2 protein-coding genes are annotated in these 7,599 nt (G+C 71.6%); both read left to right on the plus strand.

All coding sequences use genetic code 11. The annotated features are described in order from the left end of the window. Nucleotides 1–1,828: beta-ketoacyl reductase (locus IE247_RS33690; protein WP_190127184.1), on the plus strand; the 1,828-nt coding region annotated here is incomplete at its 5' end. Nucleotides 1,829–2,160: 332 nt separating this feature from the next. Then, nucleotides 2,161–7,599 (plus strand): type I polyketide synthase (locus IE247_RS33695; RefSeq protein WP_190127185.1); only part of this gene is annotated, 5,439 nt, incomplete at its 3' end.

The following is a 7,599-nucleotide window of genomic DNA, read 5'->3' on the forward strand; positions in this document are numbered from 1 at the left end:
CGCCGGGCTGCTGACGGACGGCACCGCTCCGACCGGGGTGCTCTCCCTCCTCGCACTCGCGGGCGAGAACGCCGATGGGCGCGCCTTCGCCGCCGAACTCGCGCTCTCGCAGGCGCTCGGCGACGCCGGAGTGGCCGCGCCGCTGTGGTGCGCCACCCGGGGGGCCGTCGCCACCGGTCGCTCCGAGCGGGTCACGGACCCCGTACAGGCGCTGATCTGGGGCCTTGGGCGGGTCGCGTCCATGGAGCAGGGCGGCCGCTGGGGTGGTCTGATCGATCTCCCGGCCGCTCTCGACGACCGTACGCGCGAGCGGCTCGCGGGCGTCCTCGCGGGCGACGGCGGAGAGGACCAGGTCGCGGTCCGTTCCTCCGGCCTCTTCGGCCGCCGCCTCGCCCATGCTCCCCTGGGGGACAGCGCGGCGGTACGGGAGTGGCGTCCGGAGGGCACCACGCTGGTCACCGGCGGTACGGGAGCGCTTGGCGGGCATGTCGCGCGCTGGCTCGCCGAGAACGGCGCGGAGCATCTGTTGCTCACCAGCCGCCGGGGCCCGGACGCGCCCGGCGCGGCCGAGCTGGAGAAGGAGCTGACCGAGCTGGGGACGCGGGTCACCGTCGCCGCGTGTGATGTCAGCGACCGTGACGCGGTGGCGGCGCTCATCGCGTCCATACCCGCCGAACAGCCCCTCACCGCAGTGATCCACGCGGCGGCGGTGGTGGACGACGGGGTGATCGAGACGCTGACTCCCGAGCAGGTGGCGGACGTTCTCCGGGTCAAGGTCGATGCCACGCTGCATCTGCATGAACTCACCCGTGGACTGGACCTCTCCGCGTTCGTCCTCTTCTCGTCCTTCGCCGCCACCTTCGGCGCGCCCGGCCAGGGAAACCAGGCTCCGGGCAATTCCTTCCTCGACGCTTTCGCCGAGTACCGGCGCTCCGCCGGGCTCCCCGCGACCTCTGTGGCCTGGGGCCCCTGGGGCAGTGCGGACGGCGACGGCGGCGCCGCCGGTGACCGGATGCGCCGCCACGGCATCCTCGCCATGTCGCCCGGGCGTACCCTCGCCGCGCTCCAGCACGCGCTGGACCGCGACGAGACCACGCTGACCGTCGCCGACATGGACTGGAAGCGGTTCACGCTCGCCTTCACCGCCGACCGGGACCGGCCGCTGCTGCTCGAACTGCCCGAGGCCCGGCGGATCATCGAGAGCGCGGAGCGCGAGTCCGCCGACGACCTCGCCGGGGGAGTGCCTCTCACCCAGCAGCTCGCCGGACTTCCCGAGGTCGAGCAGGAGAGGCTTCTCCTCGAACTGGTCCGCACCGCCGTCGCCGCCGTCCTCGGCCACACCGACCTGGCGGCGGTCGAGGCCGGCCGGGCCTTCAAGGAGCTGGGCTTCGACTCGCTGACCTCCGTCGAACTGCGCAACCGCCTCGGCGCGGTGAGCGGGCTGAAGCTCCCGGCCAGCCTCGTCTTCGACCACCCCACCCCGGCCGCCGTCGCCGCCTATCTGCGCGCCGGGATCGTGCCCGACGCGGCCGCGGGCGGCGCCCCGCTGCTGGAGGAGCTGGACAAGCTCGAAGCCGTACTGGAACGGGGCACCGCCGACAACGTCGTACGGGCCCGGGTCACCATGCGGCTCCAGTCGCTGCTGGCCAAGTGGAACGAGAGCGACGACCCGGCGGGCGTCACCGACCGGAGTGCCGCGTCGGACGGAAACCCGGACGGAAGCGCGTACGGAGGGTCGGACGGGGTGCTGGACGATGTCGAACAGCTCCAGGAGGCCAGCGACGAAGAGCTGTTCGCCTTCATCAACAAGGGGCTCGGCCGAGCCTGAAACCCGGTTTGAACCCCAGGGTCCTTCATATCCGCCGGGCCATGGCCGTATGCGATTCTTCGATGAATCGAGTTATTGACGGCGTGCCTGTTATTGGCCAGGATGGTCAGCCCCCTGGGATATTCCTGTAGGGCCGCCGCCCTCTATGTCTCCCGCCACCCAGGGGGGCGTAGGGGGCGGTTAGGGGTTGTCGGGGAGATTGGGCTACTCATAGCCTGATATGGAGCAGTCGATTCAATGAGTGAGTGAAATGACTGTTTACCCGATGTAATTCTCGGCTCTGTGCAAACAGTATTCCGATGCCGTCTGCTGCAAATGGGTGGTTGCGTTAAATGGCGAATGAAGAGACGCTGCGGGACTACCTGAAGCTGGTGACAGCGGATCTGCATCAGACGCGTCAGCGGCTGCGCGATGTCGAAGCGAAGAACCAGGATCCCATCGCGATCGTCGGCATGGGCTGCCGCTACCCGGGCGGCATCGACTCGCCCGAGGATCTGTGGCGCGTTGTCGCCGACGGCGTCGACGCCATCACCGACTTCCCCGCCGACCGCGGCTGGGACATGGAGACGGTCTACCACCCGGACCCCGAGAACCCGGGCACCAGCTACGCCAACCAGGGCGGATTCGTCCAGGACTTCGCGCGCTTCGACCCCTCGCTCTTCGGGATCTCGCCGCGCGAGGCGCTGGCGATGGACCCTCAGCAGCGTCTTCTCCTCGAAACCTCCTGGGAGGCCTTCGAGCGGGCGGGCATCGACCCGACCTCGATGCGCGGCAGGCAGGTCGGCGTCTTCGTCGGCACCAGTAATCACGACTATCTGACCGCCCTGCTCAGCTCCTCCGAGAATGTCGAGGGCTACCTCGGCACCGGCAACGCGGCCAGCGTCGCGTCCGGCCGGCTCTCGTACACCTTCGGTCTCGAAGGCCCGGCGGTCACCGTCGACACCGCCTGCTCGTCCTCCTCGGTCGCCCTGCACCTGGCCGTACAGGCGCTGCGCAACGGCGAGTGCTCACTCGCCCTCGCGGGCGGTGCGACCCTGATGTCGGCGCCCGGCACATTCATCGACTACAGCAAGCAGCGCGGACTCGCCGTGGACGGGCGCTGCAAGGCGTTCTCCCCGGACGCCGACGGCTTCAGCCTCGCCGAGGGCGTCGGAATCCTGCTGGTCGAACGGCTCTCCGACGCGCGTCGCAAGGGCCACCCCGTCCTCGCCGTCGTACGCGGCACCGCCGTCAACCAGGACGGCGCGTCCAACGGACTGACCGCGCCCAACGGGCCCTCCCAGCAGCGGGTCATCCTCCAGGCGCTGTCCAACGCCCGGCTCACCCCCGCGCAGATCGACGCCATCGAGGCGCACGGCACCGGCACCGGCCTCGGCGACCCGATCGAGGCGCAGGCGGTCATCGCCACCTACGGCCAGGACCGTCCCGAGGGCCGCCCGCTGTGGCTGGGCTCGCTCAAGACCAACATCGGCCACGCGCAGGCCGCCGCCGGCGTCGCCGGTGTCATCAAGAGCGTCATGGCGATGCGCCACGGAGTGCTCCCGCGCACCCTCCATGTGGACGAGCCGACCCCGCACGTCGACTGGTCGGCCGGTGAGGTGGAACTGCTCACCGAGGCGAGGCCGTGGCCGCAGAGCGACCAGCCGCGCCGTATCGGCGTCTCCTCGTTCGGCATGAGCGGCACCAACGCCCACATCATCCTGGAGAGCGCACCGGACACCACGGAGAAGCCGGAGAAGCCTGAGAGGTCTGAGAGGTCTGAGACCCCGGACGCCTCGACCGGGCGGACCGCCCTGCCTGTCGTCCTCTCCGGCAGGACTGAGACCGCGCTGCGCGCCCAGGCCGTCGCACTGCACACCCATGTCACGGCCCACCCCGAGCTGACCACCGCCGATCTCGCCTTCTCCCAGGCCCTCACCCGAGCCGCCCTGGACCGCCGCGCCGCGATCGTCGCCGACGACCGCGACGCGCTGCTCGAAGGGCTCGCCGCGCTCGCGGAAGGACGCCCCTCCGCCGAAGTCCTCGAAGGAACCGCCACGGAGGGCAAACTCGCCTTCCTCTTCACCGGCCAGGGGAGTCAGCGGCCGGGGATGGGGCGTGAGCTGTATGAGACGTACCCGGTGTTCGCTCGGGCGCTGGACGAGGTGTGTGCTCGGTTCGCTCCCGAACTGTCTCTGAAGGAAGCACTGTTCGGTGATGAGAGCGGTGCTCTCGATCAGACGGCGGTCACCCAGCCGGCGTTGTTCGCGGTCGAGGTGGCGTTGTTCCGGCTGGTGGAGAGCTGGGGGCTGAAGCCCGATTTCCTGTCGGGTCATTCGATCGGTGAGATTGCTGCGGCGCATGTGGCTGGTGTGTTCTCGCTGGCTGATGCCTGCACGTTGGTGGCGGCTCGTGGCCGTTTGATGCAGGCGCTGCCCACGGGCGGTGTGATGATCGCTGTGCAGGCGTCGGAGGAGGAGATCCTTCCGCTGCTGACCGACCGGGTGAGTATCGCCGCGATCAATGGTCCTCGGTCCGTCGTGATCGCGGGTGACGAGAGCGCTGCTCTCGCCGTGGTCGAGCACTTCGCCGACCGCAAGTCCAAGCGTCTCACTGTCAGTCACGCGTTCCACTCGCCGCACATGGACGGCATGCTGGAGGCGTTCCGTACAGCGATCGAGAATCTTTCGTACGACAACCCGAAGATTCCGATCGTCTCCAACCTCACCGGCACCCTGGTCGGCGACGACATGTCGACTCCCGACTTCTGGGTACGGCATGTCCGCGAGGCCGTCCGCTTCCTCGACGGCATCCGCTGGCTGGAGAGCCGAGGCGTCACCACCTACCTCGAACTCGGTCCGGGCGGTGTGCTCTCCGCCCTCGGCCAGGACTGCCAGACCGCCACCGGCCCCCGCGCCGCCGCCTTCCTCCCCGCGCTGCGCGCCGGACGCCCGGAGGCGCGGTCGCTGAACGCCGCCGTCGCGGGCGCCCATGTGCGCGGCCTCTCCCCGGACTGGTCCGCGCGCTTCGCCGGGACCGGCGCGCGCCGCGTCGAGCTGCCCACGTACGCCTTCCAGCGCGAGCTGTACTGGCCCCGCGACCCCTTCACCGACCTCGCCGGACCGGCGGAGGGCGGCGAACTCAGCGCCACGGACGCCCGATTCTGGGAGGTCGTCGACAGCGAGGACCTGGCGGCCCTCGCCGACACCCTCGGAGTCGACGGCGAGCAGCCGCTGAGCAGCGTGCTGCCCGCGCTCTCCGCCTGGCACCGCCGGCAGCGCGACCAAGACGCCGTGGACGGCTGGCGCTACCGCGTCAGCTGGAAGCCGCTGACGGACACCGCGCCCGCGCCGCTCGCCGGGACATGGCTCCTCGTCGTGCCCGAGGGCGTCGAGACCCCGTGGACCACGGCCGCCGAACGCGCCTTGACCGCGCGCGGCGTCATCACGCGCACCTTCGTCGTCGACGCCGCCCGGCACGACCGGGCCGCCGTCGCGCGACGGATCTCCGAAGCCCTCGCGGACACCGGCACACCCGCCGGGGTGCTCTCCCTGCTCGCGCTGGACGAGCGGCCGCACCCCGAGGACCCGGCGCTGCCCGCGGGCCTCGCCGCCACCACCGCCCTGCTCCAGGCGCTCGGCGACACGGGAGTGGAGGCCCCGCTGTGGACCGCGACCCGGGGCGCGGTGGCCACCGGCCGCTCCGACCGGCTCAGCAGCACCGTCCAGGCACAGGCCTGGGGCCTCGGCCGTACCGCCGCGCTCGAACTGCCCGAACGCTGGGGCGGTCTCGTGGACCTCCCGGAGAACCCCGACGAGCGGTCCGCCGACCGGCTCGCCGACATCCTCGGCGGCCTCGGCGCCGAGGACCACCTCGCCGTACGCTCCACCGGGATCTTCGCCCGCAGGCTGGTCCGCGCCCCCCGTGAGCAGCGCCCCGAAGCCGAGTGGACCACCACCGGCACGGCGCTGATCACCGGCGGCACCGGTGCGCTCGGCCGGCATCTCGCCCGCTGGCTCGCCCGTACCGGAACCCCCCGTCTGCTGCTGGTCAGCAGGCGCGGCCCGGACGCCGAGGGAACGGCCGAACTCGCCGCCGAGCTGCGCGAGATGGGGGCGGAAGTCACCTTCGCCGCCTGCGACGTCGCCGACCGCGAAGCGGTGGCCGCGCTGCTCGCGGCCGTCCCGGCCGAGCACCCCCTCACCGCGGTCGTCCACGCCGCCGGTGTCCTGGACGACGGAGTGCTGGACGCCCAGACCCCGCGACGCCTCGCCGGGGTCATCCGTCCCAAGGCGTACGCGGCGCACATCCTGCACGAGCTGACCCGTGAGCTGGATCTGGACGCGTTCGTCCTGTTCTCCTCCGTCGCGGCCGTCTTCGGTGCCGCGGGGCAGGCCAACTACGCCGCCGCCAACGCTTATCTGGATGCTCTGGCCGAACAGCGCCGCGCCGACGGGCTGCCCGCGACCGTGGTCTCCTGGGGCGCTTGGGCCGACGGCGGCATGGCCACCGACGAACTCGTCGCCGAGCGTCTGCGGCTGGCCGGACTGCCCGCCCTCGCGCCCGAGCGGGCGCTGGCGGCGCTGCGGCTGTCGCTCACCCTGGACGAGACCTCGTCCGTCGTCGCCGACGTGGACTGGGCCCGGCTCGCCCCCGGCCTCACCGCCGTACGCCCCTGCCCGCTCATCGCCGACCTCCCCGAGGCGGCCCACGCGCTCGCCGCCGCCGAGGAGACCGGCCCCGCGGCCGAGGCCGACGGCTTCGCCCGGCAGCTCGCCGACGCCCCGGCGGGCGAACGCGACCAACTGGCGCTGGAGTTCGTACGCACCCAGGTCGCCGCCGTCCTCGGCTACGCGGGACCGGCCTCGGTCGACCCCGGCAGCGCCTTCCGGGACCTCGGCTTCGACTCGCTGACCGCCGTGGAGATCCGCAATCTCCTCACCGCGCGCACCGGTCTGAAGCTGCCCGCGACCCTGATCTTCGACTACCCCAACACCCTCTCGCTGGCCGCCTTCCTCCAGGACGAGCTGCTCGGCACCGCGACCACCACCGGCACAGCCCTCACCGCCGCCACGGGCAGCGGACCGGCCGCCGACGACGACCCCATCGCCATCGTCGCGATGAGCTGCCGCTTCCCCGGCGGCGTGCGGACCCCGGAAGACCTCTGGCAGCTCCTCGTCAACGGCCGTGACGCCATCTCCGGCTTCCCCGCCGACCGAGGGTGGGACCTCGACGGGCTGTACGACCCCGAGGCCGCCGCCGACAACACCAGCTATGTCCGCGAGGGCGGCTTCCTCGCCGACGCGACCGACTTTGACCCGGGGTTCTTCGGGATCTCGCCGCGTGAGGCGCTGGCGATGGATCCTCAGCAGCGTCTTCTCCTCGAAACCTCCTGGGAGGCCTTCGAGCGGGCGGGCATCGACCCGGCCACCGTGCGGGGCGAGCGCGTCGGCGTCTTCACTGGCACCAACGGACAGGATTACCTCAACGTCATCCTGGCGGCCCCCGACGGCGTCGAGGGCTTCCTCGGCACCGGCAACGCCGCCAGCGTCGTCTCCGGCCGGATCAGCTATGTCCTCGGTCTGGAGGGCCCCGCGGTCACCGTCGACACCGCCTGCTCGTCCTCCCTCGTCGCCCTCCACTGGGCGATCCAGGCGCTGCGACAGGGCGAGTGCACCATGGCCCTCGCCGGTGGTGTGACCGTCATGTCCACCCCTGCTTCCTTCATCGACTTCAGCCGTCAGCGAGGTCTTGCGGAGGACGGTCGTATCAAGGCGTTCGCGGCGGGCGCG

The organism is Streptomyces inusitatus (assembly GCF_014651115.1).
GTDB lineage: Bacteria > Actinomycetota > Actinomycetes > Streptomycetales > Streptomycetaceae > Streptomyces > Streptomyces amakusaensis.